At 50.3% G+C, this 25,349-nt stretch carries 26 protein-coding genes; 16 read left to right on the top strand and 10 right to left on the bottom strand.

The window, feature by feature from the left end:
* The first annotated feature begins 68 nt into the window (after window positions 1–68).
* Window positions 69–1,247 carry a CNNM domain-containing protein gene (locus tag DHf2319_RS08105; protein ID WP_243477717.1) on the top strand — a complete coding sequence of 393 codons (1,179 nt, stop codon included), beginning with the start codon at window positions 69–71 and terminating at the stop codon, window positions 1,245–1,247.
* Window positions 1,248–1,302: 55 nt separating this feature from the next.
* On the opposite strand, the gene DHf2319_RS08100 is transcribed toward DHf2319_RS08105, so the two are convergent.
* Entirely contained in the window at window positions 1,303–2,553 is a 1,251-nt protein-coding gene (locus tag DHf2319_RS08100; RefSeq protein WP_243477716.1) for a Zn-dependent hydrolase, read from the bottom strand.
* Window positions 2,554–3,263: 710 nt separating this feature from the next.
* On the opposite strand from DHf2319_RS08100, the gene DHf2319_RS08095 reads away from it, so the two are divergent.
* The 5 genes from DHf2319_RS08095 (at window position 3,264) to DHf2319_RS08075 (ending at window position 8,867) form a co-directional block, all read left to right on the top strand.
* A complete protein-coding gene (locus DHf2319_RS08095; RefSeq protein WP_243480062.1) occupies window positions 3,264–4,865 on the top strand; it encodes an ABC transporter substrate-binding protein in 1,602 nt (533 codons plus the stop codon).
* Between the two features lie 82 nt (window positions 4,866–4,947).
* A complete protein-coding gene (locus DHf2319_RS08090) occupies window positions 4,948–5,901 on the top strand; it encodes an ABC transporter permease (RefSeq protein WP_243477714.1) in 954 nt (317 codons plus the stop codon).
* A gap of 34 nt (window positions 5,902–5,935) precedes the next feature.
* Window positions 5,936–6,829 carry an ABC transporter permease gene (locus tag DHf2319_RS08085; RefSeq protein WP_243480061.1) on the top strand — a complete coding sequence of 298 codons (894 nt, stop codon included), beginning with the start codon at window positions 5,936–5,938 and terminating at the stop codon, window positions 6,827–6,829.
* Window positions 6,829–7,878, top strand: coding sequence for an ABC transporter ATP-binding protein (locus tag DHf2319_RS08080; protein WP_243477712.1), 1,050 nt, complete (start codon window positions 6,829–6,831; stop codon window positions 7,876–7,878). Before DHf2319_RS08085 ends, DHf2319_RS08080 begins: the two co-directional genes overlap by 1 nt.
* Entirely contained in the window at window positions 7,875–8,867 is a 993-nt protein-coding gene (locus tag DHf2319_RS08075; RefSeq protein ID WP_243477711.1) for an ABC transporter ATP-binding protein, read from the top strand. Before DHf2319_RS08080 ends, DHf2319_RS08075 begins: the two co-directional genes overlap by 4 nt.
* A 36-nt stretch (window positions 8,868–8,903) precedes the next feature.
* On the opposite strand, the gene DHf2319_RS08070 is transcribed toward DHf2319_RS08075, so the two are convergent.
* Window positions 8,904–9,611 (bottom strand): aspartate/glutamate racemase family protein, encoded by a 708-nt coding sequence (locus tag DHf2319_RS08070; RefSeq protein ID WP_243477709.1) that lies wholly within the window; start codon window positions 9,609–9,611, stop codon window positions 8,904–8,906.
* A gap of 245 nt (window positions 9,612–9,856) precedes the next feature.
* On the opposite strand from DHf2319_RS08070, the gene DHf2319_RS08065 reads away from it, so the two are divergent.
* The 7 genes from DHf2319_RS08065 to ureG all read left to right on the top strand — a co-directional run bounded on the left by DHf2319_RS08065 (window position 9,857) and on the right by ureG (window position 15,216).
* A complete protein-coding gene (locus DHf2319_RS08065; RefSeq protein WP_243477708.1) occupies window positions 9,857–10,714 on the top strand; it encodes an urease accessory protein UreD in 858 nt (285 codons plus the stop codon).
* Between the two features lie 50 nt (window positions 10,715–10,764).
* The gene (locus DHf2319_RS08060) at window positions 10,765–11,067 is read left to right on the top strand and encodes an urease subunit gamma (RefSeq protein ID WP_243477706.1); all 303 of its coding nucleotides are present in this window, start codon (window positions 10,765–10,767) and stop codon (window positions 11,065–11,067) included.
* Between the two features lie 247 nt (window positions 11,068–11,314).
* Window positions 11,315–11,641, top strand: a complete 327-nt coding sequence (locus DHf2319_RS08055; RefSeq protein WP_243477704.1) for an urease subunit beta — start codon at window positions 11,315–11,317, stop codon at window positions 11,639–11,641.
* Complete coding sequence (gene ureC / locus DHf2319_RS08050) at window positions 11,638–13,350, top strand: urease subunit alpha (protein ID WP_243477703.1); 1,713 nt, start codon at window positions 11,638–11,640, stop codon at window positions 13,348–13,350. Before DHf2319_RS08055 ends, ureC begins: the two co-directional genes overlap by 4 nt.
* Window positions 13,351–13,352: 2 nt before the next feature.
* Window positions 13,353–13,895, top strand: coding sequence for an urease accessory protein UreE (locus tag DHf2319_RS08045; RefSeq protein WP_243477701.1), 543 nt, complete (start codon window positions 13,353–13,355; stop codon window positions 13,893–13,895).
* Window positions 13,888–14,595 carry an urease accessory protein UreF gene (locus DHf2319_RS08040; RefSeq protein ID WP_243477699.1) on the top strand — a complete coding sequence of 236 codons (708 nt, stop codon included), beginning with the start codon at window positions 13,888–13,890 and terminating at the stop codon, window positions 14,593–14,595. The genes DHf2319_RS08045 and DHf2319_RS08040 overlap by 8 nt, the downstream gene beginning before the upstream one ends.
* Window positions 14,596–14,598: 3 nt before the next feature.
* Window positions 14,599–15,216, top strand: a complete 618-nt coding sequence (gene ureG, locus DHf2319_RS08035; protein WP_243477697.1) for an urease accessory protein UreG — start codon at window positions 14,599–14,601, stop codon at window positions 15,214–15,216.
* Between the two features lie 133 nt (window positions 15,217–15,349).
* Here the strand turns inward: ureG and DHf2319_RS08030 are convergent, their stop codons facing one another.
* From DHf2319_RS08030 to DHf2319_RS08000, 7 genes are all read right to left on the bottom strand, one after another.
* On the bottom strand, window positions 15,350–16,156 hold the full coding sequence (locus DHf2319_RS08030) for a transporter family protein (protein ID WP_243477696.1): 807 nt from the start codon (window positions 16,154–16,156) through the stop codon (window positions 15,350–15,352).
* 207 nt (window positions 16,157–16,363) lie between these two features.
* A complete protein-coding gene (locus DHf2319_RS08025; RefSeq protein ID WP_243477694.1) occupies window positions 16,364–16,585 on the bottom strand; it encodes a FeoC-like transcriptional regulator in 222 nt (73 codons plus the stop codon).
* Between the two features lie 10 nt (window positions 16,586–16,595).
* Window positions 16,596–18,935 carry a Fe(2+) transporter permease subunit FeoB gene (gene feoB, locus DHf2319_RS08020; protein ID WP_243477688.1) on the bottom strand — a complete coding sequence of 780 codons (2,340 nt, stop codon included), beginning with the start codon at window positions 18,933–18,935 and terminating at the stop codon, window positions 16,596–16,598.
* On the bottom strand, window positions 18,936–19,166 hold the full coding sequence (locus tag DHf2319_RS08015; protein ID WP_243477686.1) for a FeoA family protein: 231 nt from the start codon (window positions 19,164–19,166) through the stop codon (window positions 18,936–18,938). It lies immediately after the preceding gene.
* A gap of 41 nt (window positions 19,167–19,207) precedes the next feature.
* Entirely contained in the window at window positions 19,208–19,441 is a 234-nt protein-coding gene (locus tag DHf2319_RS08010; protein ID WP_243477684.1) for a FeoA family protein, read from the bottom strand.
* A 219-nt stretch (window positions 19,442–19,660) separates the two neighbouring features.
* A complete protein-coding gene (locus DHf2319_RS08005) occupies window positions 19,661–20,002 on the bottom strand; it encodes a hypothetical protein (RefSeq protein WP_243477682.1) in 342 nt (113 codons plus the stop codon).
* Between the two features lie 69 nt (window positions 20,003–20,071).
* Window positions 20,072–20,527 carry a gamma-glutamylcyclotransferase family protein gene (locus DHf2319_RS08000; RefSeq protein ID WP_256462152.1) on the bottom strand — a complete coding sequence of 152 codons (456 nt, stop codon included), beginning with the start codon at window positions 20,525–20,527 and terminating at the stop codon, window positions 20,072–20,074.
* Between the two features lie 292 nt (window positions 20,528–20,819).
* Here DHf2319_RS08000 and DHf2319_RS07995 point away from each other — a divergent pair, with 292 nt between their 5' ends.
* Window positions 20,820–21,986: a TAXI family TRAP transporter solute-binding subunit gene (locus DHf2319_RS07995; protein WP_243477678.1), complete on the top strand. Its 1,167-nt coding sequence runs from the start codon at window positions 20,820–20,822 to the stop codon at window positions 21,984–21,986.
* A gap of 51 nt (window positions 21,987–22,037) precedes the next feature.
* Window positions 22,038–24,053: a TRAP transporter permease gene (locus DHf2319_RS07990; protein WP_243477676.1), complete on the top strand. Its 2,016-nt coding sequence runs from the start codon at window positions 22,038–22,040 to the stop codon at window positions 24,051–24,053.
* Between the two features lie 14 nt (window positions 24,054–24,067).
* On the opposite strand, the gene DHf2319_RS07985 is transcribed toward DHf2319_RS07990, so the two are convergent.
* The gene (locus DHf2319_RS07985; protein WP_243477674.1) at window positions 24,068–24,763 is read right to left on the bottom strand and encodes a nitroreductase; all 696 of its coding nucleotides are present in this window, start codon (window positions 24,761–24,763) and stop codon (window positions 24,068–24,070) included.
* Window positions 24,764–24,868: 105 nt separating this feature from the next.
* Here DHf2319_RS07985 and DHf2319_RS07980 point away from each other — a divergent pair, with 105 nt between their 5' ends.
* Window positions 24,869–25,336 carry a hypothetical protein gene (locus DHf2319_RS07980; protein ID WP_243477672.1) on the top strand — a complete coding sequence of 156 codons (468 nt, stop codon included), beginning with the start codon at window positions 24,869–24,871 and terminating at the stop codon, window positions 25,334–25,336.
* The last annotated feature ends 13 nt before the right edge of the window (window positions 25,337–25,349 follow it).

Raw genomic sequence — 25,349 nt, 5'->3', positions numbered from 1 at the left:
ACAAAACACGCAGGTTGGGTTTGAGGTATAACTAAACCATCTTGTAGCTAGGGTAGACACAAACCTAAATGGGATCTGATGATGCCGGTGCAATCTCTGATTTGGCGCACCATGCCACTGTTTTAGTGGCTGATATCAATTCTGTGGCCATGAGTACAGATGTAGGCTTACTAATTGCCTATGTACTTTTGGCATTGTTATTTTCATTCTTGTGCTCTGTCGCTGAGGCGTCGCTGCTTAGCATCACGCCTGCCTACGTCGCTGGTTTACGCGAAAAAAATCCCAAAAGGGCTGAATTGCTGCGCCAACTCAAGGGTGAGAAGATTGATCAATCGCTGGCGGCGATCTTAACAGTCAATACTATCGCCCATACTGTGGGTGCGATTGGCGCCGGCTCAAAAGCCACCGTTGTGTTTGGTGATGTGTGGTTCGGTGTTTTTTCTGCAGTCATGACTTTGTTGATTCTTTTCCTGTCTGAGATTGTTCCCAAGACGCTCGGAGCGGTCTACTGGCGCGAGGTGAGTGGTTTGACAGCGATTTATGTAAATTTCCTGATCAAATCGATGTATCCCTTGATTATTGTCTCCGAACTCATCACCAAGTGGATTTCTGGCGGTAAAAAAACGGGTGATTTTGATCGTGAAGAGTTTGTTGCCATGGCTGGCCTTGGCCATGAGATGGGACACTTAAACGAACGCGAGTCAGCGATTATTGGCAATTTGTTTGGTTTCAAATCACTTAAAACGAGCGCCATCATGACGCCACGAGTAGTGGTTGCAGCGGTCAAGGCCGATATGACAGTCGATGAGGCGCTTGAAAAAACAAGTTCAGTGCCTTTTTCGCGTCTGCCAATTTATCCAGAGACCATTGATGAGGTCACAGGTTTTGTGCTGCGTGAGGATCTGCTTTTGGCGCAGTCACGCGAGCAGGGTGCTGAATTAGTTGATAAATACAGGCGCGACCTGGTCGCGGTACTTGATACGCTTCCAGTATCGAAGGTTCTTGAAACATTGCTCCAGGAACGGCAGCATATTGCATTAGTCGTTGGTGAATATGGCGAGACAGAGGGCATCGTGACGTTAGAAGATGTCGTCGAAACCTTATTGGGAAGTGAGATTCTCGATGAGGGTGATCGAGTGGTCGACATGCAGAGGCTCGCCCAGCAGCTCAGAAAAAAACGCGCTGAACGTATGGGTATCAAACTTGGCGAAGATGGTGTTCCAGATATCCCCTCAAAGACGAGCTAAATTTTTACAGGTCGGCGGGTAGAGCTATCTGCCCGCGACCTCTTCTGGCTTACGTTCAAAGCATTGCTCTAGGTAGCATGGCTTCGTATAAGACCTGTGCACCGGCGGCAAGGTCCTCCGGTTTGGCATCTTCAATCTCATTGTGGCTGACGCCATCTTTACATGGAACAAAGATCATGGCTGTCGGTGTAACACTGGCCATGTAGACGGCATCATGACCAGCACCGGTCACTATGTCCATATAACTTAAGTCACTTGACTTTGCAGCCTCGCGCACCGCATTGACCATAGTGGGGTCAAACGGTGTTGGCGGAAAGTATGAAACTTCCTCAACTCTAACAGTGACGTTATGAGATTTCTCAATGCTTGAGCAGGTGGCCAGTAGCCTTTCGTGCATGGCCCTAAGTTGGTCGGCATTTTCATGGCGGATATCGACAGTGAAAGTCACTTTGCCAGGAATAACATTACGCGAAGAAGGGTGAACCGTGGCTGATCCGACTGTTCCGCGTCCGTGTGGCGCATGGTCCAGCGCGTTTTGAATGACATCTTGCATGATAAATGTGGCGGCATAGAGGGCATCTTGCCGGATTGGCATCGGCGTTGGCCCAGCATGCATTTCCATGCCTGTTACTGTCACGTCATACCAACGCAGTCCCAGTGATCCTGTCACAACGCCAATCACTTTGTTCTCATGCTCAAGGATCGGGCCTTGCTCAATGTGTGCTTCAAAATAAGCGCCGACTGCTCTGCCACCCACAGGTGCCTTGCCGTCATAGCCGATGGCCTTTAGTTCGTCGCCGACTCGCTTGCCATCCTTGTCGGTCGTGTTCAGAATATCCTCTAGTTTAAATTTGCCAACAAATGCGCCTGAGCCCATCATGACAGGCACAAAACGCGTTCCCTCTTCGTTTGTCCAAATGACAACTTCGATGGGTGCATTTGTTTCTATGTCATGGTCATTCAATGTGCGTACTACTTCGAGTCCAGCTAGAACTCCGAAGCATCCGTCAAACTTTCCACCAGTAGGCTGGGTATCGATATGGCTGCCGGTCATGATAGGTGGTAGCTCGTTGTCCTTACCGGCACGCCTGGCAAAAATATTGCCCACTTGATCAACTGTAATTGTCATGCCCGCTTCACGCATCCAGGCTGTGACCAAGTCGCGACCTTGTCCATCAAGCGGAGTCAATGCCAGCCGACAATTGCCGCCTTTGGAGGTAGCACCAATTTTGGCAAGATCCATCAATGATTGATATAGACGCTCAGAAGAGATCTTGACTGGTAGATCGAGTAGGGCGCTTGACATGATTTCTCCCAATGCAATTAACGGCCGCTAGTACCTCGATGAATGCGATTACCGGCGCGACCGCGTGTACCGTTACATCGTAAAAAGTATGCCTGTTTGGAGCTGTCTTGTCGAGTTGGACTTGTCAGGAATCAAGCGAGTATTCGCTTGGGAGAAATGATTAACCAACCTCAGTTGAAAATATCCAAATTGGTAAAAATCGTACACAGCAAGTTTATAAATTGTATTCAATCTAATGGCTAACCCTGATTTTTTTCCATTGATATTAGGACAGCCTTATGCGAAATTTCAATGGTCGAAATTAGTGCCGAGTGCACCTATTGTGGGAAGTCAGGCTGAATTCATGCATCGCGGTGGTTCAGGCTTTTGTTTGCAGCAGTATGAATGTGCTGTTCGGACCTAAAGTTTAATTTGAATGTTTGTGATGCACGGTGTTGGTGAGTTCAGTTGGGCATCCGGATTGAATGTTCTTAGATTTCTTCTTTTAAAGCTGGCACGCAAATTGCTTTTTTTGAAGCGTCATCGTCGAGAGGTGGTTGTTTGAGTACCTTGCGCCGATTCAGGGATGATACTGGGGCAGTCAGTTTCGTGACTGGCACCGGTGTCATATATAAATCACCAACCTTTTGGTCGGAGAATGTATGAAACACTCTAAGTCTAAGTCGAATTTCTTTACGCCATTTAAAACTGCTGCGGTATGCGGTGCCTTGATGGTAGCTTTCGGTGGTACAGCAAGCGCAGAACAGGTTCTGCGTATCGGCATGACCGCCGCGGACATTCCTCGCACGCTCGGCCAACCCGACCAAGGGTTTGAGGGCAATCGATTCACCGGCATCCCTATGTATGATTCCTTGACGCAGTGGGACTTGTCCAAATACGACGCACCCAGCGTCCTTATGCCTGCGTTGGCTACGTCTTGGGAAGTCAACCCGAATGATCAGACAAAGTGGGTCTTTAAACTGCGCGATGACGTCAAGTTCCACGACGGTTCTCCCTTCAATGCGGATGCTGTGGTTTGGAACGTCCAAAAGGTTTTGGATAAAGGTGCACCACATTTTGATGCCAGCCAGGTTGGTGTAACAGCGTCGCGTATGCCCACACTGCGCAGCGCTCGCAAAATCGATGACTACACGGTTGAGTTGACCACGAGCCAGCCAGATGCGTTCTTGCCTCTGAACCTGACAAACTTGTTCATGGCCTCGCCTGCCCACTGGCAAGCAAAGTATGACGCTGTTCCAGCTAGCGTGACTGACCCGGCTGAGCGAGCTAAGCAAGCGTGGATTGCATTTGCCGCTGATGCTTCGGGCACCGGCCCATTCAAGATGGATAAGTTCGTTCCCCGTGAACGTCTTGAGGTTGTCAAGAATCCGAACTATTGGGATCCAGCCCGTACGGCCAAACTCGATCGCGTCGTTATGTTGCCAATGCCCGAAGCCAACGCACGCACGGCTGCATTGCTGTCAGGTCAGGTTGACTGGATCGAAGCACCTGCGCCAGATGCCATTCCACAAATTGAGGCTCGTGGCTTTAAGATTTACAGCAACCCACAACCGCACGTTTGGCCTTGGCAACTTTCCTTCGTGGAGGGTTCACCATGGCTCGATAAGCGAGTCCGTCATGCGGCTAACTTGTGCGTTGATCGAGAGGGTCTAAAAACCTTGCTAGGTGGGCAAATGGGCGTTCCAAAAGGAACTGTGCCGCCCGGACATCCTTGGTGGGGTAATCCATCATTTGATATTCGTTATGACCCTGAGGCTGCCAAGAAGCTCATGGCTGATGCTGGTTTCTCCGCCGATAAGCCCATGAAGGCCAAAGTGCAGATATCAGCTTCTGGTTCGGGTCAAATGCAGCCCCTGCCGATGAACGAATTCGTGCAGCAATCTCTGAAGAATTGCTATTTCGATATCGAGTTTGACGTCGTGGAGTGGAATACGCTCTTTACCAATTGGCGCAAAGGGGCGAAGGATCCTTCGGCTAACGGTGCATCTGCAACGAATGTCAGCTTCGCAGCGATGGATCCATTCTTTGCAATGGTACGTTTTACGAGCAGCGGCACGGTACCTCCAACCTCCAATAACTGGGGCTACTTCACGTCGCCAGAGTTCGATCAGCTGATTGCAGCTGCACGCACTTCATTCGATGATAAAGAGCGTGATGCAGCTCTGGCTAAGTTACACGCCCGGATCGTAGAGGAAGCACCATTTGTATGGATTGCCCATGACACCGGTCCACGGGCGATGAGTTCAAAGGTGCAGGGCGTTGTACAGCCTAAGAGCTGGTTTATTGATATTGCACCAATGTCAATGCAGTAAGCCTCGATGGCGAACCACAGGCGAGTAGCGCTCGCCTGTGGTGTTTTAGGCAGTTGTGGTTCGGTGTTTCGGGGTTGCATGCATGTTTAATTTTCTCGTCAAGCGAATTATCTACACGTTGCCAATCATGCTGGGTGTGGCGCTCGTGTGCTTTGGGTTGGTGCATATCGCACCCGGAGATCCGCTCGTATCCATCTTGCCGCCAGATGCTTCAGTTGACCTTCAAAATCAGCTAATGGAACTTTACGGTTTCAACCGATCCCTGCCTGAACAGTTTTTTTCATGGATCTTCAGGGCTCTTCAAGGCGACCTTGGAACTTCAATCGCCACCGGTAGACCAGTCACAGAAGAGGTGCTGAAGGCTGTTGTTAATACCCTGCGATTAGCAATGGTTGCAACTGTCATTGGATTTGTGTTTGGTTGCCTGTTTGGTTTTGTTGCAGGTTACTTTCAGAATTCTTGGATCGACAAAGCTGCATCAGCCACCTCGGTGCTTGGCGTGAGTGTGCCGCACTACTGGTTGGGTATGGTGCTGGTCATTATTTTCAGTTCAATATTGATGTTGCTGCCCCCTAGTGGTGCGGGTCCAGGGGGCTCTGGTGAATGGGCTTGGGATTGGGAACATATCAAGTTCCTGATATTGCCAGCAGTCACGATGAGCGTTATTCCGATGGGCATTATTGCCCGCACGGTTCGTGCCTTGGTTGCGGAAATTCTTGCCCAGGAATTCATTGTGGGGTTACGGGCAAAGGGTTTGACCGATGTGGGCATCTTTCTGCACGTCGTCAAGAATGCAGCACCAACGGCCTTGGCCGTTATGGGTTTACAACTCGGTTACTTGCTTGGAGGATCGATTCTGATTGAAACGGTCTTTTCATGGCCTGGTACAGGTTTTTTGTTGAATTCGGCGATCTTCCAACGTGACTTGCCGCTTTTGCAAGGCACGATCCTGGTGTTAGCGACTTTTTTCGTGGTGCTCAACTTGTTGGTGGATGTCATGCAGACTTTGCTTGACCCCCGTATCGCACGCGGTTAATCACATTGCATCAGAAAGGTAACCCATCGTGAATATGTTGAATATCACTGTAGACAGTAGCAAAGTTCCGGATATCCCGTTTGAACGATCAGCCGGCTACTGGGAGAACGTTGGACGCCGCTTTATGCGTGATCCAGTTGCTTTGGTGGCTGCTGCTGTTATTTTGTTTTTGTTGTTTCTGGCGATTTTTGGGCAGTGGATAGCACCTTACGATCCCTATAAGGGTTCAATCATGACGCGGCTCAAGCCGATCGGTTTCGAAGGACATCTCCTTGGTACTGATGAGTTAGGTCGTGACATGCTCAGCCGGTTGATTGTTGGAGCAAAACTATCTCTGTTCATGGGAATCACGCCCGTGATTATTGCATTCGTTGTAGGTTCTGCTATCGGGATTTTGGCGGGCTACAGTGGTGGGTGGGTCAATAGTGTCATCATGCGTACGATTGACGTCTTTTATGCGTTTCCGTCGGTGTTACTAGCGATAGCCTTGTCAGGTGTTTTAGGTGCTGGCATCACTAATTCCTTAATTTCGCTGACGATTGTATTTATTCCGCCGATTGCCAGGGTTGCTGAAAGTGTTACCACGCAAATTCGCAGCCGCGATTTTGTGGAGGCCGCACGTGCATCTGGCGCTCATGCTTGGACCATTGTGCGGGTTCATGTGCTTGGTAACGTATTGGGGCCTATCTTTGTGTATGCCACTAGCCTGATCGCGGTCTCAATGATCCTGGCCTCGGGACTGAGTTTTCTGGGCTTGGGGGTTAAACCGCCAGAGCCTGAGTGGGGTTTGATGTTAAATACCTTGCGTACGGCCATTTACGTGCAGCCATGGATTGCAGCGCTGCCTGGTGTGATGATCTTTATTACATCAATCGCATTCAATATGCTGTCTGATGGATTGCGCACTGCCATGGAGATCAAAGACTAATGGATGCTTCAGTTGATTCTTTGGATCGAGGTGGACCAGCACAACCTTTGTTAAGTGTTAGAAGGTTGGTAAAACACTTTCCGCTTGGCAAGGACCTGATCGGCCGCAGCACCGGCGTTGTGCGTGCAGTCGATGGTGTTTCATTCGATGTGTTTAAAGGTGAAACATTGAGTGTGGTGGGAGAGTCCGGTTGCGGCAAGTCCACTACCGCGCGCTTGCTCATGAACCTGCTGGATCGCAACCAGGGCGAAATTGTTTTTGACGGAATGACAGTAGGTGGTACGCAATTACCGCTCAAGGAGTTTCGGCGTCAGGCACAGATGGTGTTTCAAGACAGCTACGCTTCTTTGAATCCTCGATTGACGATTGAGGACTCTATTGCCTTTGCTCCTCAGGTCCATGGTGTGCCTAAACGCGAGTCAGTTGAACGGGCAAGATCTTTATTGGCTAAGGTGGGGTTGGAGCCACGTCGGTTTGCCGAGCGCTATCCGCACGAGCTTTCAGGCGGGCAGCGTCAGCGAGTCAATATTGCACGAGCTTTGGCTCTTCAGCCTAGGCTGATTGTGCTTGATGAGGCGGTCTCTGCACTTGATAAGTCGGTTGAGGCACAAGTGTTGAATCTATTGCTCGATCTAAAGGACGAGTTTGGCTTGACCTATGTGTTCATCAGCCATGATTTGAATGTGGTGCGTTTCATCTCAGATCGTGTGATGGTTATGTACCTAGGCCAAGTTGTTGAAATCGGGGATAGTGAAACGTTATTTGAATCGCCGCAGCATCCCTATACTCAAGCTTTACTCTCCTCGATTCCATCGCTTGACCCGGACCATCGCACTGAGCGGCCACCTCTATCGGGAGATCCACCTAACCCTATCAACCCACCAAGTGGTTGTCGGTTCCACACGCGTTGTGCAAAAGCAAAGCCTGCCTGTTCGCAGGAAATTCCAGAACTTGTGCAACAGGCCAATGGCCAGTCGGTGGCTTGCCTGATGTATGTGCCCAATAGCAAATACAGTAAGCAAGCTAGTGGTATGGAGGTTGCAGCATGACTGAAGTAACTTCTGAAGTGGATTCACTTGTCAGTATTGAAGATTTGTCTGTGACTTTTACAGCCGGGAAAAAGCCAGTCCGTGCTGTGGACGGGGTTAATTTGTCTGTCAAGGCAGGCGAGGTTATCGCCTTGATTGGTGAATCTGGCTCCGGCAAAAGTGTCACATTGCGTTCGATTCTAAGGTTGCATCCACCACGACGCACCATTATGCAAGGGCATATAGTGGTCGATGGCGAGGATGTTTTACAAATGGCTTCAGGTCCCTTGGCTGACTTTAGGGGTAGCAAGGTTTCGATGATTTTTCAGGAACCGCTCTTGGCGCTTGATCCTGTGTACACGGTCGGTGACCAAATCGTGGAGGCTATTCGTCGCCACGAAAGTGTCGATAAGGCCACGGCGCGTGCCCGTGCACTTGAGCTGTTCGAACTGGTTAAGATTCCTAGCCCTGAGAGAAGATTAGCGGCCTATCCTCACGAGATGTCTGGCGGTATGCGTCAGAGGGCCATGATTTCATTGGCACTTGCTAGCCGGCCCAAATTGCTACTAGCTGATGAGCCAACCACTGCGCTGGACGCGACAGTGCAAATCCAAATATTGCTATTGTTGCGCGAGTTGCAGCGTGAACTTGGTCTTTCAGTGATTTTTGTCACTCACGATATTGGTGCAGCAGTGGAGGTAGCCGATCGCATAGCGGTTATGTATGCGGGAAAAATTGTTGAAGAAGGGCCCGTGAGAGCCCTGATTCGCGAGCCTGCTCATCCATACACGAAGGCATTGCTTAGCAGCGTGGCGCATGGTGGTTTTTCCAAAGGCAGTCGCTTGCACACGATTGCAGGCTCTCCCCCGGATTTGGCCAATCTGCCGCCCGGTTGTTCATTCGCTGACCGGTGCTCACAAGCGACTGACGCGTGCCGACAAGATGTGCCCAAAGAAGTATGGCTATCAGATAACCATAGGGCTCGCTGCATTCTGCTGAATCCGGTTTAGCCTGTTAGGCCCGACCGATAGATCTCTTTGATAGCATCAAGTGATCGTGAGTTTGGAGGGGGGAGGCGGTGCATAACCGCCTTTCCTTGTTGTGCGCAGTCCGATTCGAGTCATGGATTCCACCAGTGCTGCTGCGCAGGCCACGCCATCTAACACTGGCATTTGATACTTAGCGGCTAGGCCACTGGCAAGGTCAGTCATGCCCGCACAGCCTAGCACAATCGCTTCTGCATGGTCGATGTCGATTGCCTTTTGAATTTCGGCCTCAATCCGAGCCATTGCTTCAGGTTTGCCGTGTTCGAGCTCCAGCACAGGCACGTCCGATGCCCTGACGCTCGCACATTGGCGCTCAAGGCCATACCGTAGCAAGTTGTGCTCTAAAGCTGGGACTGATCGCGACAGAGTGGTTACCACTGAGAAACGGTTGGACAACATGGCTGCCATACGATAACCAGCTTCGCCAATGCCCACTACGGGGCGGTCCGTCAGGCACCGAGCAGCATCAAGCCCCGTGTCATCAAAACAAGCAATGACAACACCATCAATGTCAGGTTCACGTCTGATTTCGTGCAACAAGCCTGCCAGACTCAACGCCTCGTCGTAGTAGCCCTCGATAGAGACGGGACCATGCGCAGAGGTTCTGGCAATGATCTCGGTATCTGGGGACACAACGCGCCTTGCAGCTGTTGCGACCTTCTCGGTCATGGAATGGGTCGTATTAGGGTTAATGATCAGAATGCGCATTTTGTGCTCGGGTTTGTTTCTGAGTGATGATAAGGAATTTAACCATGTATCAAGCCACTCGTAGCGCCACTCGGTGGCGCAGCAAGGCACTATGCCTTGCCTGAATTTGGTGCAAATCTGCAGCTACGCACTACTTGATAGAACCCATGCACCAATTTGGTGATGAAAAAGCCCCTATTCGCGTTGCCCTCAAATGGCATGGTTTTTGCTCAAACTGTTGTGTCTCATACTTTTGGTATTCAAACGTGCTTGCACCGCTGATCTCTGCTGATAGCACCAACTCCGCTAATGCGGTGAGTTGGAACGCGTCATTGAAATTGGTGTTCGACTGGAGAGCGGACTGTACAGATCTGCGTTTTAAGCATGAGGGACCTCTTCGAATACAGAAGCCACTCTATCCTGATGGGCGAGAGTGTTGTCATGCAGTGGTCATCCATCCGCCCGGCGGAATTGCAGGTGGTGATGTTCTGCAGATAGATGTGTCGGTGGCATCAGAGGCACATGCTGTGATCTCTACTCCCTCAGCGGCCAAGTGGTACGGGTCATTTGATCAAAAGCGTGCAAGCCAGCGGATTGAAATCGACCTATATGGATGTTTGGAATGGTTGCCAAGCGAGACCATCGTATTTGATCGAGCGGATGTAGAGTCAGTAATGACTATTAGCGCTCGTGATGAGGCCCGAATGATCGGTTGGGATTTGTTGATTTTTGGGCGCCAAGGCAGTGGTGAGCGTTTTGAGTTGGGGTGTTTTGATCAAACGCTTAAAGTCACATTGGGTGGCGAGACGGTGTGGATAGATCGGCTTCGACTGGGTGGTTCGGACCCTTTGTTTGAATCACCCATTGGCCTTGGTGGGAACTATGCACTAGCGACTTGTTGGGTGATCGCCCCTGAGTCTGAGCCATGGTTTGAAGATCGTGTTGATTCTATTCGTTCGGCTTGTGGGTCTATTGCGTGGACAAGGTTACACCCGCGTTTATTGATAGGGCGGCAAGTCGGTTGCCCGATTCAGATGCATCGTCGTATGCAGCAGGCGTGGCGTTTCATCAAGCAGTCATATTGGAACTTGCCTGCAAATGACTTGCGTTTGTGGGCTACTTAATTTCAAGCGATGTCACCGCACACGCGGCCTATCTATCGAAGGATATTGCAATGGATCTAACACCTAGAGAAAAAGACAAGCTTTTGATCTTTACCGCCGCGTTACTGGCCGAGAGAAGGTTGGCGCGAGGGTTGAAGCTCAATGTGCCTGAGGCGATCGCCTTTATTACTGCAGCCATTATGGAAGGTGCGCGGGACGGTAAGACCGTCGCATCACTGATGAGTGAAGGGCGTGATGTACTGACCCGAGATCAGGTGATGGAGGGTGTGGCAGACATGATTCCCGATATACAGGTTGAGGCAACGTTCCCAGATGGCACTAAGTTAGTCACCGTACACCAACCGATTGCTTAATTGAGGAGATGGGACATGAGCAAAATATGTTTAGAAAGATTTTTGCTGAGTTTGATGATGATGCCTGGCATAGCCGTGGCTCACAGTGGGCACGGCAACACGCCAGTGCACGCTTTGATACACATGCTTGAAGACAATGGGCTATTGATAGGTGTGATATTACTAGTGGCGGTGGGGAGTCTTGTTTTTCACAGCCTACGTGTGCGGGCCACTCGTCGCGCGGATAACCAAAAGCGGGGATATCGTCATGATCCCCGGTGAGCTAATTGTTCGTGCTGGTCATGTTGAGCTTAATGCCGACAGACCAACGATGAGCATACGGGTCGTCAACACGGGTGACAGGCCAGTCCAAATCGGCTCACACTATCATTTTGCCGAGGTCAATGAATCGTTGAAGTTTGACCGCGATGTCGTTCTGGGCTTTAGGCTGAACATTGCAGCAGGTACAGCAGTGCGGTTTGAGCCTGGTCAGGCACGTGATGTTGAACTGGTTGAATATAGCGGCTTGCGCACGGTGTATGGGTTTCAAGGCAAAGTCATGGGTGGGTTGGATATCAAAGGAGACCACACATGAGAATCACCAGACAAGCCTATGCTGAGATGTATGGTCCAACGGTAGGCGACCGCGTCAGGCTTGCCGACACATTACTGCTAGCTGAAATTGAGCGTGATTTCACAGTTTATGGTGAAGAAGTTAAGTTTGGTGGTGGCAAAGTGATCCGTGACGGCATGGGGCAGTCTCAGCGAATGAGTAAAGATTGTGCTGATACGGTGCTCACCAACGCGGTCATTATTGATTGGTGGGGTATTGTTAAGGCTGATATAGGCATCAAAGACGGTCGCATCAGTGCCATCGGCAAGGCTGGAAATCCGGATGTTCAACCCGGGGTCACGATTGTGATTGGTGCTGCCACCGAAATCATTGCTGCTGAGGGCATGATCGTCACAGCGGGCGGAATTGATAGTCACATCCATTTTATTTGTCCACAGCAGATTGAAGAGGCTCTAACGTCTGGTATCACGACGATGATCGGCGGTGGTACTGGTCCGGCTACTGGCACGTTCGCAACCACGGTGACACCGGGTCCTTGGTATTTGGCTCGTATGCTGCAGGCCGCTGAAACCTATCCCATGAATCTCGGTTTTCTTGGCAAAGGCAATGCCTCATTGCCAGCGCCTTTACTCGAGCAGATTGAGGCTGGCGCGATCGGGTTAAAGCTGCATGAAGATTGGGGCAGTACGCCAGCGGCGATCGATAACTGCCTGAATATTGCTGAGCAGACTGACACACAGGTCGCTATTCACACTGACACATTGAATGAGTCGGGTTTTGTTGAATCAACAATTGCTGCCATCAAAGGACGCGTAATCCATACGTACCACACCGAAGGAGCTGGTGGAGGTCACGCACCTGACATTATCCGTGCCTGCCAATACCCTTACGTTTTACCGTCTTCGACCAACCCTACACGACCCTATACGATCAATACGATCGACGAGCATCTGGATATGCTCATGGTATGCCATCATCTGGATGCTAGCATCGCAGAGGACATAGCATTTGCAGAAAGTCGGATTCGTCGTGAGACTATCGCGGCTGAAGATATCCTGCATGATATGGGTGCCTTTTCGATGATTGCATCAGACAGTCAGGCAATGGGCAGGGTGGGTGAGACGATTATGCGTACGTGGCAAACCGCCCACAAAATGAAACAGCAGTTTGGTGCACTGTCAGCTGGCGGTTTAAGCGATCCGAGTTCGAATGATAATAATCGGATTAAACGTTACATCGCCAAGTACACGATTAATCAGGCTGTTACCCATGGAATTGCCCATGAGGTTGGTTCGATCGAGGTCGGCAAGTTGGCCGATTTAGTCATTTGGCGCCCGGCATTTTTCGGGGTAAAGCCAACCACGGTAATTAAGGGTGGGATGATCGCGACTGCCTTAATGGGCGATCCAAATGCATCAATTCCAACACCACAACCGGTCCATTACAGACCACAGTTTGGCTGCTCGACCAGAGCGGTGGGCCAAACGAGCATTACGTTTCTTTCACACGCAGCTATAGCGCAGGGTGTGCCAGATCGATTGGGTCTGAACCGACTGATCAGCCCCGTTGGCAATATTAGAAAGATAAGCAAAGTCGATATGAAGCTTAACGATGCGACGCCTCAAATCACGGTTCACCCGGAAAACTACAAAGTCTATGCTGATGGAGTTTTGCTTGATTGCGAACCAGCGTCGGTTTTACCGATGGCACAACGATACTTTTTGTTTTGACCATGCCTGTTCTTTACGACAAGCTGATTCGCGAAGTATCACAGTTGAGCTTGAGTGACGCTCAAGTGGTGCAACTAACTTGTAATGAGCGCCAACGTAACCGTTTGGCGCTTATGTTGCCAGACGGCCAGGCAGCGGCCGTGGTGTTGCCGCGTGGTCAGTTTCTGCAGGCCAACGACGTGTTGTTATCAGCTAATGGAAATGCATTGATCATTCAAGCTGCTGTTGAGCCCTTGATGCAAATCCGTGCAGATACAAATCTTAGTTTGATGCGAATGATTTACCACTTGGCCAACCGCCATGTAAGAGCCATGATCAGGGAAGGGGCCATTTTGATTGAGCCAGACGCTGTTCTAGAAAAAATGATTCTGCAACTGGGTGGCCATGTAGAAATGGTCGAACAAGTGTTTGAGCCTGAATCAGGGGCCTATGCAGGGGGTCACCATCACCATGGTGATGATGAACCGTTAGATCGGGCGATGGGCAATATCGGTGAGATGTTGTCAATTGCCGCTCATCACGCCCGAGGTAATCATCATGATTGATCAGCATCATTGGCTTGATGCTATGCATCTGGCCAGTGCCAGTTTGCCGATTGGCGGGTTTGCTTACTCGCAAGGGCTGGAACAAGCCTGTCATGCAGGTACTGTACATGATTTACGTTCGGCCAAGACTTGGATAAATGACTACCTGTTACTTGTGATCGCGCGACAAGAGATGCCCTGGTGGAAAGTGATTTACGACGCTGCTCGCGATGATGATTGGATGACTGTTGAATCAGCTACCCAGATGCTAAATGCCTTGAGGGAAACAGCGGAGTTAAGGCTTGAGGCGATGCAAATGGGGCACGCAATGGTTCGGTTATACGATCAATGGCGAGCAATTGATATTCAACAACTACAGAGTCAGGCAACTGGCATTCCAGATACCGTCAAGCAAGTCCTGCAAACAGATTACACAGCAGCGCATGCAGCGTTATGTGGCTTCCGTCGGCTAGAGCTTCACGCTGCGATGGCCGCCTGGTTATGGTCGTGGATCGATAACCAGGTCTTGGGGGCCGTGAAGCTTGTGCCGCTCGGGCAACAGGACGGCCAGTCGCTGATTCACGCGCTTAAACCCAAGATTCTGGAGGTTATAGAAATTGCATCGAACACAGTCATGGCAAATGCCGGCTCGGCACCGATCGGTTTGATGTTGGCTAGCACCCAGCACGAGATCCAATATGCACGTTTATTCAGGAGTTAAGAGATGAGCTCACTCAGTAGTGCGCTGCGAGTTGGTGTTGGTGGTCCTGTAGGTTCTGGCAAAACCACCTTGGTAGAAATGTTGTGTAAGCGTATGCGCGACAGATTTAATCTTGCTGTGGTGACCAATGATATCTACACCAAGGAGGATGAGCGGCTGCTAGTGGCCGCTGGTGCGTTGCCAGCCGACCGTATTCTGGGCGTTGAGACTGGCGGATGTCCTCACACTGCGATTCGGGAGGATGCCTCGATTAATCTCGAGGCTGTAGAGCGCATGCAGCATCGGTTTCCCGGACTTGAGCTCATTTTCATAGAATCTGGAGGCGACAATCTTGCGGCTACATTTAGTCCTGACTTGTCTGATTTAACGATCTATGTAATCGATGTTGCTGGTGGTGAAAAAATTCCACGCAAAGGCGGGCCCGGCATTACTCGCAGTGACTTGCTCGTGATTAACAAGATTGACCTCGCTCCCTATGTTGGTGCCAATCTTGATGTAATGCGCCACGACACTGACCGTATGCGGCCTGAGCGTCCTTGGGTGATGACTGATTTGAAGTCAGGTCACGGCCTTGATACGGTCGTCGACTTTATTGTGACCAAGGGTTGCCTGTCATTGTAGCCATTAGGCAAAAAAGCAATGGGCTTTGCGTACTAAACGGTAATCCAGGTAATGTCGCATGACTAGCCTGCCGGGTAAGGTGCTTACAGATATGCGCACTGATACCAGGCAGGGTTCATCTTTACTGCAGGCGTCAGAACTGATAGGCCACGCCCGTTGTAATTGCGTAACTCCAGCCATTGTCTGAAGAGTTCAGTGCGGTGGTGCTGATCAGGCCTAATCCGAGCTGTAAGTTTTTCATGGGTGCATACTGCAGACCAAGTTCACCGAAAGCCTGATACTTGCTGCTATAGCTTGGATTGGTCTGGATTCCTATGTCAATACCGGCCTTCCATCGATCATTGATCACATAGACAGGTGCCGCTGATACGCGCCAAAGCGATTTTCTTTGGTCTTCTGAATCCGCTGACATCGCATAACGATTGCTTGTGTAATCAAGGTTTAAGTGCAGTTCGTGTTTATCAGCAACATACGAACTGACCAGTGTGATTCCAAGATTGGTTTTGGAATTGCCAAGCCCCTGATTTTGCATATTTTTGCTGACAGGCAAGAGCAGGGTAGGTTTGACAGCGAAGCTCCAATCCTTGGTCTGCTCACCGGCAAAGACCCACTTTGCACCTATTTCGCTATTTAGCCAACCACTAACTGGACTGCTTTGACGCGCTAGTCCAATGAATAAATCTAGATTATTAGTGATGCCATACGTGTAGGAAGTAGGGAAGATATTGCTGGTACCTGATCCAGTGCCAATGACACGTCCCTCGAGATCAATCTCATCATTATGTTCTTTGACAAATTCATAGTTAACTTCAATCTGACTGCCGCCTTGGCCTTGTGTTCCGGTGTCGTCTGTCACAAACGGAAAAAAAGCGTGTGCTGCTGAATTGATAGTGGCAGTGATTGCCAGTGCGAGGGCACTGGCCAGTGCATGACGTACCATGAAACATCTCCATATGATTTACAAAACGTGTGTCGGATCGGTGCTAGCTCGCTTGCGCGAATGCACCGTATCTACAGGTTCTGAAATGAAGTTGTCTCATGGGCTAGGGATCGGGGACTAGTATCGGCGGGCTAAAGTTTCGTAACACACGATAAGCGATGCTGATGGGCAGCGCACAACATAATGGCGTACTGCCCAGAAGGGTGATTAGCAGCACCACTCATAAAGTTCAATGTCTTGTGGCTTGCATTTGTTGCAACCGCCACCGCATGTAGTACCGGTTGGTAAGCGACGTATAGTGCCGCGGATTTCCAGGCGATCAAGCATATGGCGAAGAGCTTCGGGGCTGATGTCCAGCACGCAAGCCATATCTAGCAAGGCAGCCCGACGATTCAGTTTTAGATAGTTCGTGACTTTGCTTAGAATCATGTCAATTTCCTTACGTGCTATGAATGACGGTTGCTGGCAGCGACCTTTGCACCTTGCCATAACGCCTCATGGCAGCCAGTGCGGCAAAAAAGAGCATCAAGGTGCCAACAATCCATGCAGTAGCGGTCATTGGGGCACGTTCAAAATTAGCCGCTTGGTACCATAGGGTCGCGAGTCCATAGCCTAGGCCGGTTGTCCAAGCTACGACAAATAACATCCAGCGGGTGCCACTTTCTTGATAGACGGCAGCGGTTGCTGCAGTGCATGGGAAGTAAAGCAGGATAAACAGCAGGTATGCGAAGGCACCAGCGGACCCATCAAAACGCTCAGCCATCGCACCAAAGGTACCAACAGAGACTTCTTGATCTTCAGATGCAGCCTGTAGATCAGTTAAGTCCCCAACATTGATTCCCAAGGGATCCGTCCAGCTGTTTAGCGCATCGACTAGATTTGCCGGGATGGTTGCCACCGCCTCGTTTAGCGCAACCGCTAGATCGAAAGGTTCCTCAGGTGCTGGTGTTTCACCCCGTTGAACTGCATCGCTTTTGGCCAGAGACTCATATGTGGCATTGAGCGTGCCGACGACGGCTTCCTTGGCAAGAACGCCTGTAAAAATTCCCACAGCTGCAGGCCAGTTTTCTGCGTTAAGTCCAAATGGAGAAAATGCTGGCGAGATGGTTCTGCCGATCTCCGCTAATACCGATGAGTTGCTATCCTCATTTCCGAATGAGCCGTCAGTACCGAGTGCGTTCAGAAAATTTAGAACTAACACCATGGGCACAATAATTCGTCCGGCTCTTATGACAAACCCTTTTAGACGATCCCACGTGTGAATCAATACGCCCCTCAGTGTTGGTAAATGATAGGGCGGAAGTTCCATAATGAAGGGTGTCACCTCACCCTTGAGCAACGAGCTCTTCAAAATTAGGCCCGTCATTACCGCGGCTGCTATTCCAATCAGATAAAGCGCAAACACCACGTTTTGTGCATGGCTCGGGAAAAAAGCCGCGGCAAACAGAACATAGACAGGTAAACGGGCACCGCACGACATAAATGGAGCCATCGCGATGGTTAGAAGTCGATCACGACGATGCTCGAGTGTTCGAGTAGCCATGATGGCTGGCACGTTACAACCGAATCCAACAATCAGTGGCACAAAAGATTTACCGGGGAGACCGATCCAACGCATAAACCGATCCATCACAAATGCAGCGCGAGCCATGTAGCCTGAGTCTTCGAGTAACGACAAAAACAAGTAAAGGAAACCGATGATTGGGATAAAAGTAGCGACAGTCTGGATTCCGCCACCTATTCCATTAGCCAGCATGACGGTTAGCCACTGCGGCGACCCTATGATCTGAAGCCATTGAGCAAAGCCGTCGACAAACACGGCAGCTGCGGCCATGTCGAAGAAGTCAATAAAAGCTCCGCCGGCATTGATGGTCAGCATGAACATCAAGTACATCATCAACAAAAAAATTGGTATGCCGAGCACGCGGTTCAGTACAACACCATCAATTCGATCGGTGGTGTCTCTTGTAATACGGCCTTGTGCTTGAACGCAGGTTTTGCAAATCTCATTAGCTAGTCCGAAGCGACCATCAGCCATCAGCAAATCGAGATCATCTCCGTGTTCAGTCGCCAGTTTTTTAGCGAGTAAGGAGCTATGACTGTCTACGCTTTGATGTGCAGATTGATCGCCCTCGAGCAGGCGTATCGCAGTCAGCCTTGGATTTTGTTGGTCCGGCTGATTTCGAGTCAATGAATTTTGTATTTCACTAATCGATGCTTCAATCTGCTGATTAAATTGGACGCTGACGCGCGGTCGTGTGCCTACTTGTGTTGCCAGTGCAATGCTGTTTTTGAGCTCAGTTATGCCACGGCCTTCTGACGCAATGACGGTTAGGACGGGGCATCCAAGCATTTGCTCGAGCCGCTGAACATCGATACGAATGCCTTTCGTTTGGGCAACATCCATCATATTCAAGACCACCAGAAGTGGCATACCCATATCAGCAAGTTGCGTTGTCAGGTAAAGATTGCGTTCTAAATTGGATGCGTCGACGATGTTGATAATCAAATCAGCTTCGCCTTGCTGCATGTACTGACGCGCCACCATCTCGTCAAGGGAGATGGCATGATCAACCACATCAAGCGAATAAGTTCCTGGCAAGTCAATAACTTCGATTTCATGGTCGTTGTGACGGTAAAAGCCACTCTTGCGCTCAACGGTGACACCTGGCCAATTGCCCACACGTTGCTTAGAACCAGTCAACGCATTAAAAAGGGTGGTCTTGCCGCAATTGGGGTTACCGATGAGTCCGATAGTTCGACGGGTGTAATTCTGCACTTACAGCACCTCTACGTTGACTAGGCTGGCCTCTTCGCGACGCAGAGATAGATTGCAACCACGGATTCGGATCTCTACAGGATCCCCCATGGGCGCCATGCGTAAAACTTCCAAGACTGTTGCAGGCGTTAGTCCCATTGCCAGTAATTTGCGGCGATAACTTGAGCCACCGCCTGTAAGTCCGATTACCTTTGCCTGATCTCCAGTTTTTAGTTCGCCTAATGTGCGCATTTGAGCTTCCCGTATGATTTGATGAGTGCGGTTCAGTTTGTTCAGATAATTTCGACCATGATTTTGTGGGCCATGCCTAGTCCAATGGCGTAGCGCATATTTCCCCTGCATACGACGACTGATCCACGCTGCTGTTGGCGAATTTGGAGTTCTGTGCCTGCGTTCAAACCCATCTCCGTCAGTTTGCGTAGCAAGCTAGAACCGCCCAATATGGTGCTAATTCGTAGCGCAACCCCGGCCTGCGCCATGCTTAGTGGCATTGTTTCGGATGCCATGTTCTTATCCTTCTCTATCTTGTTGATATGTATGTGTAATTTTCTTTTAGTCGCCAAAAGATTGTTATTTTGACAATGGAATTATACAATAGTAAATGAAAATCATTATTGTTATAGACCAGCAAAAGGAAGTTGCTTTTACCCAAGTCGGTGGTGGTGGTTGGGAATTGAGCAGACAGCGACCGAAGTCACGTCGCTTGACCAAGCGTGCCCGCTTAATTAATCGCTGTGGGTATTTTGTGCCTCAAGTTCTGCGCGCCTTTCTTTAAGGCTGCTACAGATGAACAAATAAACCGTCATTGGCACGAGCAGTTGAAATGGGATGATCAACAAAAGGATGAAAAGGCCTGTCATCATGAATGAATCAAAGCCGCTTCCTGATGGAGCCGTTAAAGCAAAGCCAGCGATGCTTAGCAATGAAAGTAGTGGGCCAGTTCCGGTAACCAGTAACGTCCAGCGCCAGAAATAAGGCGGGGCATATCGTTTGGTGGTAACAATCGGTAGATAGCTAATCCAACTGACCAGGGCAAGATAGATTAAGAAATAAAAAAACGTATCCATTTGTCTGGGTCAGTGCGACTAGTGATCGTGTCGTCATAGTTTTGTCGAGCAGATTGTACTCAAGCCACTCTATCTGGTTTTTGAATCCTGACTCACGCCATGGGTTTGAACGAAATTCTGCCGGTGATTTTGTTCGAAGCTCTCGGTACACCAGTCATCCCACAAAATCTGCGTGGGCAAGAGCCATTGATAAATATTTGCTTGAAATTTTTTGCCGTCTGATGTCGTGACGTCAATGCCGACGCGCCGGTATTCCTGTCCCTCGAATCGATCAAGTGCAGAAATCGCAAGCGATGAAACGTTCAGCCATAGCACCCCCGTAATTGTGGATTGGCCGGTGCTATCGGGCAGGGCGCCTGGGTAAGTGCGACCTGCCAGTGAGTGCCTGCGCCAGTGATGTGCTGTAGCCAGCACAGATTGGGGTAAGACGCCGGCGACCTGTTCAAAGATTTCAGGGTACATCAATGACCCATACGTAAAAACATGGGCTGTCCGATTTCTTTGGCTTTGATACTGCTGGATCATAATGGCTGTAGTGTTCGGCTGGACTGAGTTAGGGAAAAAGGATCGTAGGAGGGTACCGAGGTGTTGCCTCTTTGACGACGACTGGATTAGTTTATCTAGGCTTTTGTTGCGCCGCGCAATTGAGCTTCTGCTTCTCTAAGGTCTATTTTGTTCGGGAAAACACTCAAAAAGATCCGGAGATCTTTTCCGATACACTCGACTCGAATTTACAACAACGGCTAAAGCCGGGTCTGTTTAACAGTTGGGGGAACCGTAAATTGGATCTCCCCCGTTTATCTCCTTGGAGGCTCTGATGAAGAAAACCCTAAGTGCTGTCAGTTTTGCAGTCGCAGGTGCGCTTTTTGCAGGTGGTGCTGTTGCCCAGAGCAACAACATCGGTTTACCTGGCACCTTAGCTTGGAGTGCCTATGACGTGGGCTCTGGCGGCTATAACCAGGCTGTGGCCATCGGTAACGCATTCAAACAAAAGTATGGAACCAATCTGCGTGTTCTGCCAGGCAAAAACGACGTGTCGCGCACATTGCCATTGCGCGAGGGCAAGGTGCAATTCTCGGCCAACGGTGTAGGCGGCAGCTACATGGCTCAGGAGGGGTTTTATGATTTTGGCACCCCGAACTGGGGGCCTCAGCCAGTGCGGGCGTTGTTATTGAACAATTCCGACCAGGTTTTGACTGCTGTAGCGGCTGGTGATGCCGGCGTGAACACGCCTGCCGATTTGAAGGGCAAGCGTGTTGCCTGGGTTATCGGTGCGCCGTCGTTGAATCAGAACATCACTGCTATTTTGGCATTTGCTAACTTGACATGGGATGATGTCCAAAAGGTTGAGTTTGGTGGTTTTGGCGCGGCCATGGATGGAGTCGCTAACGGGCAGGCAGACGCTGCTTTCACCTCGTCTATTTCGGGCAAAGCGTACGCACTTGAAAAATCCCCCCGCGGCATTCAGTACCCCGTCATGGACCCCAACAATACAGAGGGCTGGAAGCGTCTACAGGCGATTGCCCCGTTCTTTTATCCCGCCAATGGTACGGAAGGAGCAGGTATTAGCAAGGAGAAACCAGCGGTATCAGCTTCTTATCCTTACCCAGTGCTCATGACCTATGCAGATCAGGATCCTAAGCTTGCCAAGGCTGTGGTCACCGCCATGGTGGACACCTTTGATATGTACAAGGACGCAGCGCCTGGTAACGTCGGCTGGGGAATGGATCGTCAAAAGCTTGAATGGGTGATTCCTTATCACGATGGTGCCATCGCGTACTTTAAGGAAAAGGGTGTCTGGACCGATGCGCATCAGAAAAACAACGATATGCTGGTCAAGCGTCAGCAAATCCTGGCTGATGCATGGAAAGCGGTGAAGGCTCGCTCCCACGCCAACGATCAGGAGTTCGCCAAGGATTGGATGAAAACTCGTGCAGAGGCTCTGACCAAGGCTGGCATGGATCCAGTGATGACAAGTTGGTGATCAAGCAGCCAGTAGTGAAATAGCTAGCATTCGAGACGAGAACAAATAATCATGCAGCAAGCGGCAAATGGCAGTGGGGCTGGACTTCCTAGTGGCAGCCCTGCTGCTGCAGGTGAAAGCGAGTCCCGGGTTCGGGTGTTGACAGGGTTTTGGAAGGCAGTGGCGGTTACCTTCGGGGTGACTGCTCTGTTTCTTGCCCTGAACCAACTCCTTAACTGGGGTTTCTTCGTTGGCGTGGTCCTGATTGACACGTCCTACTTGTACCTGCTGGCTGCGTTATTAATTGGTCTGGTGTTTTTGTTTGTGCCGGCAACCAAGCGGGCGGCGCGCAATCAGGTTCCCTGGTATGACGCCGTCTGCTTTCTATTAACCATCGTTGTGTTCGGCTATTTTGCCTACAACAGTAAGCGGATTATTTCTGAGGGCTGGGAGTTTATGGCCCCTGACACTGCCGTCTACATTGCAGCAGTTGGCTGGTTGTTATTGCTAGAAGCGACCCGCCGTGCAGGTGGAACCGCAGTATTTGTTGTGGTCACGATCATCTCTTTGTATCCCATTTACGCCGGGATGATGCCCGGTCCAATCGCCGGGCTGCCACAAGATTTGATGACCACCATCGGCTATCACTTCACTAGTAGCGAGAGTGTGCTGGGTATCCCAATGCGCGCTTTTGGGGAGTTGGTGATAGGTTTCGTGATGTTTGGGGCAGTACTGCAGTTTACGGGTGCCTCAGAGTTTTTCAATAACATCGCCTTTGCGCTATTCGGTAAGGTTCGTGGTGGACCTGCCAAAGTGTCGATTTTTGCCAGTGGACTGATGGGCTCAGTGTCTGGTAGCGTGGTTTCAAATGTGCTGACCACTGGCGTGGTTACAATCCCTGCGATGAAGCGTACGGGGTTCTCTGGCAAGTACGCTGGCGGTGTGGAAGCATGTGCCTCGACCGGTGGTGTGTTGATGCCACCAATTATGGGCGCGACGGCCTTTGTTATGGCTGCCTTTCTGGGCATGCCTTACGCGCAGATCGCCATTGCGGCGGCGGTGCCCTCGATTCTTTTCTACTTCGCGCTGTTCATGCAAATTGACGGTTACGCCGCTCGCCATGGGCTTAAGGGGTTACCTATTGAGGAGTTACCCTCAATAAGGCAGACCATGAAAGAGGGCTGGCAGTACATCATCGTTTTTGTGGTTCTGATTTACTTGCTTTTAGTTGAACAAGTGGAGTCACTTGCTCCTTTTTATGCGACTGCCTTGCTTTTGGTGATCAACCAGTTCAGCCCGAAATATCGACTTAATTGGACAAAGCTTGGGAAACTACTAACTGGTGTGACGGCATCATTGGCGGAGCTGGCGGCTCTATTGGCTGGGGTTGGACTGATTATCGGTGCCATGTCAGTTACCGGACTGGCCGGTACATTGGCAAATGACTTGATTTACCTAGCGGGCAATAACGTCTACGTGCTGCTAGTCATGGGTGCGTTGACGAGTTTTATCTTTGGCATGGGGATGACAATTACGGCGTGCTACATATTCCTGGCTATTGTTTTGGCGCCGCCCTTGGTTGCTGCTGGATTTGATCCTTTGGCCGTACATCTGTTCATGATGTACTGGGGAATGGTGTCTTTCATTACGCCGCCGGTGTCGCTGGCATCATTTGTGGCAGCCGGAGTAGCCGGTGCACGCCCGGTAGAGGTTGGGGTTCAGTCCATGCGCCTCGGTAGCGCCATGTACTTCGTACCGTTTTTCTTCGTACTTAATCCGGCGTTGATTCTACGTGGCGACCTATCGGACATTATTGTGGTGCTGATCACGGCGATTGTTGGTATTGCCTTGATTGCCTCAGCGCTAGAGGGCTACCTGTTGAAGGTTGGCTCGATGCACACCGGCACACTTGGTTTGTTCTCGCGTGTGCTTTTGGCTGCTGGTGGCTTGGCAATGGCGATACCCGGTGGCGGTGACTTGGGGCTAAGTCACCTGCAGTTAAGTCTGGCCGGTGTTGTCATTGCGGCTATCGCGATCGCGGTTGCCAAAGTTTCTCAGCGGTTACATTCCCGAGCTGCCTTGACCTAAGGCGTGATCTCGTATCACTCCAAAAACGTTGCAAAACTTTCCACGGGTTCGCGCTCGGTAATGAGCGTGTTCTCGATTTTGGTGTCGTCTGCATAACCCATCGACATCCCACACATCATAATTTCATTGTCTGCCATGCCAGTGTGACGGCGAATGATCTTGTGGTAAGCGTTAAATGCTGCTTGCGGGCAAGTGTCTAGACCTCGTCCTCGTGCCGCAATCATGATGTTTTGCATGAAGCAACCAAAATCGAGCCATGAGCCCGTCCCCATATTGCGATCGATGCTAAATATCAAACCGACCGGAGCATCAAAGAACTTGAAGTTTCGCGCGTGTTGTTCTTTCATGCCTAATTTGTCATCTTTACCAAGCCCGAGCAGGCCGTACAAATCAAAGCCAACTTTACGTCTGCGTTCAATGTAAGGAGAAAACCACTTGTCGGGATAGTATTGGTATTCATCAGCAAAGTCGTCTGACGGCGAAGGATTCATAAATGCCTGTACGATCTCTTGGCTCATCGTCGCAAGCCTAGAACCAGTCACAACATAAACGCGCCAAGGTTGTGTGTTGGTCCCAGACGGCGCCCTCGAGGCGACGGCCAAGATTTGTTTGATGTCCTCATGTGCAATCGGCGTTGGTAGAAAAGCCCGGATTGAACGCCGTGAGGTGATGGCTAGATCGACTAGTTGTTGGGATTCTGATTTAATCATTGAGTTTTATGGAATCATGGATAGAGTGTTAATTACCTGTTGTCAGCTGCTGGCATTTTTTGAGCGGGGGCGTCGGTTTAATCCTAGGCCCTTTAAAAAGTCGCTATGTTCTCAAAAACAAACCTAACTGCCGAACAACACCTGGTACAAATCTTACGCTCAGATCATACTGACCGGCGCCTGCCTGTGCTCGTTTTGTTAAACGCAACGCCGCAGCGTGTTTCGAATGTGTTGCTAACGGGGTTGGTAGCGTCTGATCTTGGCAGGCTTGTTGTGTTTGCTGCCAATACGTCAGCGAATGACTGGCCGACTGAACTGCGCACGGTTTTAATTGGAACTGATGAGCTTGCAGATTCACAAGGGTGTCTATGCTGCTCAATGCGTTCTGAATTAGCGGGTTCGCTTAGCCGTTTGTTTTTACGACTGCTTCGACGCCAAGAGCCTGAGGTGGCTGGCATATTGATTGTTACTCAGGCCTCTACTGACAGCGCTTTAGTCAAAACGCTGCAGCATGCGCCGTTTCTAGGGCAGCGGTTTCGTCTTGTGGCTAGTTTGCCCCTTGAGAGCGCTTGATATACACTACGCA

The sequence above is a fragment of the Orrella daihaiensis genome (genome assembly GCF_022811525.1).
GTDB lineage: Bacteria > Pseudomonadota > Gammaproteobacteria > Burkholderiales > Burkholderiaceae_B > Algicoccus > Algicoccus daihaiensis.
The sequence above is the reverse complement of the archived record's forward strand: the minus strand, read 5'-3'. Positions and strand labels throughout refer to the sequence as shown.

What these genes read in the sequence shown, in the direction of transcription:
- ureG (WP_243477697.1), top strand. Translation starts at nt 14,599, where the DNA reads ATGAGCTCACTCAGTAGTGCGCTGCGAGTTGGTGTTGGTGGTCCTGTA.
- ureC (WP_243477703.1), top strand. Translation starts at nt 11,638, where the DNA reads ATGAGAATCACCAGACAAGCCTATGCTGAGATGTATGGTCCAACGGTA.
- DHf2319_RS08105 (WP_243477717.1), top strand. Translation starts at nt 69, where the DNA reads ATGGGATCTGATGATGCCGGTGCAATCTCTGATTTGGCGCACCATGCC.
- DHf2319_RS08010 (WP_243477684.1), bottom strand. Translation starts at nt 19,441, where the DNA reads ATGGCATCCGAAACAATGCCACTAAGCATGGCGCAGGCCGGGGTTGCG.
- DHf2319_RS07980 (WP_243477672.1), top strand. Translation starts at nt 24,869, where the DNA reads ATGTTCTCAAAAACAAACCTAACTGCCGAACAACACCTGGTACAAATC.
- DHf2319_RS08015 (WP_243477686.1), bottom strand. Translation starts at nt 19,166, where the DNA reads ATGCGCACATTAGGCGAACTAAAAACTGGAGATCAGGCAAAGGTAATC.
- DHf2319_RS08085 (WP_243480061.1), top strand. Translation starts at nt 5,936, where the DNA reads ATGTTGAATATCACTGTAGACAGTAGCAAAGTTCCGGATATCCCGTTT.
- DHf2319_RS08025 (WP_243477694.1), bottom strand. Translation starts at nt 16,585, where the DNA reads ATGATTCTAAGCAAAGTCACGAACTATCTAAAACTGAATCGTCGGGCT.
- DHf2319_RS07990 (WP_243477676.1), top strand. Translation starts at nt 22,038, where the DNA reads ATGCAGCAAGCGGCAAATGGCAGTGGGGCTGGACTTCCTAGTGGCAGC.
- DHf2319_RS08090 (WP_243477714.1), top strand. Translation starts at nt 4,948, where the DNA reads ATGTTTAATTTTCTCGTCAAGCGAATTATCTACACGTTGCCAATCATG.
- DHf2319_RS07995 (WP_243477678.1), top strand. Translation starts at nt 20,820, where the DNA reads ATGAAGAAAACCCTAAGTGCTGTCAGTTTTGCAGTCGCAGGTGCGCTT.
- DHf2319_RS08055 (WP_243477704.1), top strand. Translation starts at nt 11,315, where the DNA reads ATGATCCCCGGTGAGCTAATTGTTCGTGCTGGTCATGTTGAGCTTAAT.
- DHf2319_RS08045 (WP_243477701.1), top strand. Translation starts at nt 13,353, where the DNA reads ATGCCTGTTCTTTACGACAAGCTGATTCGCGAAGTATCACAGTTGAGC.
- DHf2319_RS08005 (WP_243477682.1), bottom strand. Translation starts at nt 20,002, where the DNA reads ATGGATACGTTTTTTTATTTCTTAATCTATCTTGCCCTGGTCAGTTGG.
- DHf2319_RS08040 (WP_243477699.1), top strand. Translation starts at nt 13,888, where the DNA reads ATGATTGATCAGCATCATTGGCTTGATGCTATGCATCTGGCCAGTGCC.
- DHf2319_RS08060 (WP_243477706.1), top strand. Translation starts at nt 10,765, where the DNA reads ATGGATCTAACACCTAGAGAAAAAGACAAGCTTTTGATCTTTACCGCC.
- DHf2319_RS08080 (WP_243477712.1), top strand. Translation starts at nt 6,829, where the DNA reads ATGGATGCTTCAGTTGATTCTTTGGATCGAGGTGGACCAGCACAACCT.
- DHf2319_RS08075 (WP_243477711.1), top strand. Translation starts at nt 7,875, where the DNA reads ATGACTGAAGTAACTTCTGAAGTGGATTCACTTGTCAGTATTGAAGAT.
- DHf2319_RS08000 (WP_256462152.1), bottom strand. Translation starts at nt 20,527, where the DNA reads ATGATCCAGCAGTATCAAAGCCAAAGAAATCGGACAGCCCATGTTTTT.
- DHf2319_RS08100 (WP_243477716.1), bottom strand. Translation starts at nt 2,553, where the DNA reads ATGTCAAGCGCCCTACTCGATCTACCAGTCAAGATCTCTTCTGAGCGT.
- DHf2319_RS08095 (WP_243480062.1), top strand. Translation starts at nt 3,264, where the DNA reads ATGGTAGCTTTCGGTGGTACAGCAAGCGCAGAACAGGTTCTGCGTATC.
- DHf2319_RS07985 (WP_243477674.1), bottom strand. Translation starts at nt 24,763, where the DNA reads ATGATTAAATCAGAATCCCAACAACTAGTCGATCTAGCCATCACCTCA.
- DHf2319_RS08070 (WP_243477709.1), bottom strand. Translation starts at nt 9,611, where the DNA reads ATGCGCATTCTGATCATTAACCCTAATACGACCCATTCCATGACCGAG.
- DHf2319_RS08030 (WP_243477696.1), bottom strand. Translation starts at nt 16,156, where the DNA reads ATGGTACGTCATGCACTGGCCAGTGCCCTCGCACTGGCAATCACTGCC.